Origin of the sequence: Bradyrhizobium sp. Leo170 (assembly GCF_004296405.1) — a bacterium.
Classification (GTDB): domain Bacteria; phylum Pseudomonadota; class Alphaproteobacteria; order Rhizobiales; family Xanthobacteraceae; genus Bradyrhizobium.
The window spans coordinates 1-1,881 of record NZ_PSRR01000662.1 but is presented as its reverse complement, the minus strand read 5'-3'; the positions used below and the strand labels follow the sequence as shown (position 1 = coordinate 1,881).

General features: G+C 57.5%; 3 protein-coding genes. All 3 read left to right on the top strand.

The genetic code is table 11. From position 1 onward, the window contains the following. Positions 1-453: SycD/LcrH family type III secretion system chaperone (locus CWO89_RS43765; protein ID WP_130231886.1), on the top strand; the 453-nt coding region annotated here is incomplete at its 5' end. Continuing rightward, entirely contained in the window at positions 446-1,444 is a 999-nt protein-coding gene (locus CWO89_RS43760) for a hypothetical protein (protein WP_130231888.1), read from the top strand. The genes CWO89_RS43765 and CWO89_RS43760, both read left to right, overlap by 8 nt. 42 nt (positions 1,445-1,486) lie before the next feature. After that, positions 1,487-1,881 (top strand): hypothetical protein (locus tag CWO89_RS43755; RefSeq protein WP_130231890.1); only part of this gene is annotated, 395 nt, incomplete at its 3' end.

Below are 1,881 nucleotides of genomic sequence, written 5' to 3'. Positions count from 1 at the left end.
CTCGCCATCGACTTCGTGGCAGGGCGCGCGGACCTGGCTAGCGTCATTGGGATCACGGACGATGAGCTTGAGGCCTTATATGTATTTGGCCACCGCTACTATTCTTGCGGCAAGTATGAGGAGGCGCGGAATTTCTTTCGCTTCTTGTGCCTACACCGGCACATCGACGCACGATTCTGGTTTGGTCTGGCTGCTAGTAGTCAGATGCTTGGGGACCCAGAGAACGCCATGCACGCCTATCGGTTGGCCGGGCTCCTGGATAGTGACGATCCGCAGATACCGCTTCGTGCGGCGGAATGTTTCATCAAACTCGATCATCCCACAGCGGCCATCACCGCACTCGAGAATAGCTTGGCGCTGAGTGTCGGAAGGCCCGAACAAAAGGCTTTGGCCGGGCGTGGGCTGATGATGCTTAACCGCCTCAAATCCCAACTTGGGTCCAGCCATGGATAGAGTGAACATGTGGGCGTTGACGAGCAAAACACTCCCCGAAGTCGGGACGCTGCCTTTCAGTGCCTCCGCCACCGGTCTTTCGGGCAATGGCCGCAAGACTGACGCCAACCTGTTGCTGCAATCAGGTTCCGGAGAGGCTGTCGCGTCAGGTTCGATTCCAGGCTTATCGGCACCACGTGCGTTCGATACGATTGACCTCCTTACCACGTTTCTGGCTCTGAAGACCAAGATGACGGATGGACAGGTTGCAGCCGGAATAGAGGACGCGCGACATTGGGGAGAGCAGCAAAGGCAGTTGCACGAGGAAACCTCTAAAAGCATCATTGAAGCGGCAAAAAGATTGGCAGAAGCAAAGAAGAGCTCCGGCATCATGAAGTTCTTCGGATGGCTAGCGGTCGGATTGACGGTCCTGGCTGCCGTTGCCACCGGCGGAACGCTTGCAGTCATGGCGGCGGCAGTGAGCGTTGGAGTAGCGACTCTCGTCGAGACGGGGGGCATCGATAAGATGACCGCGGCAATTGCGAAGAGTCTCGAGAAAGACGGAATCGAGGACGGCAAGGCCAACACTTTGAGCGCGGTCATCACGATTGGCATCATATTCGCTATCTCGGTGCTAACGGTCGGCGCTGGCTTTGCTAGTGGAGCTGCGAGTGGATTGGGTATTACCGCCTTGATACCGTCTAACTCTGTCAAGGCTGTTCAGATAGGCCAGAGACTTTCGACGGCGGCTCGGGTCGGCGAGGCAGTGGCATCGCTGGGCGAGGCTGGCGCTGGCATCGCCAATGGCATCCAGCAGAAGGAGGCAACGGACGCCCAGGCAGAAACGTTGGACATTAGCAAGAGCATTGCAAGATTGAGACAACTGCAAAGCGATGAAATGGACTTCATCAAGCAATTGCTTCTCGACAGGACGATGACCACACAGAACGTTGCCGAGGCGATTGAGAGGCAGAGTGACTCCAACGCGAATCTCATAAGGCACTTCGCCTGACAGGCTGCGTGGGATCACTTATCGAACTTAAGGAATGTAGCGATGGTATTTGCGATCGAACGTGAAACGACCGTTGGCGGGCACGACCTGTTGGATGCTGCCGCGCATCAACAACTTCCGCGGGTGCCGATCTCTGCTACGGTCCGCGGCAGAAACGTGCCAGAAGGCGAGATCCCACGCCCTCTTGCAGATCCCGTTGAGGGGGCGCGGGGTCGGGAATCAGTTGGTGTACCGGATCTCGCGGACGTTGTGATCCAAGAGAAGCTTTCCAACGTCCAGGTCAAGCTGAAGGACTTTGCTACGGGGAACGAGATATCAGCAGTCGCCGCGCTCATCGTTCGGCTCAATGCGGAGTTCCGGAAGGCGGCGAGGTCGGACCGGTCGGCCGCGCTTAACGTCGAGATCGCTGCGCAGGAAGCTGCTGCCAAGGCGCTTCG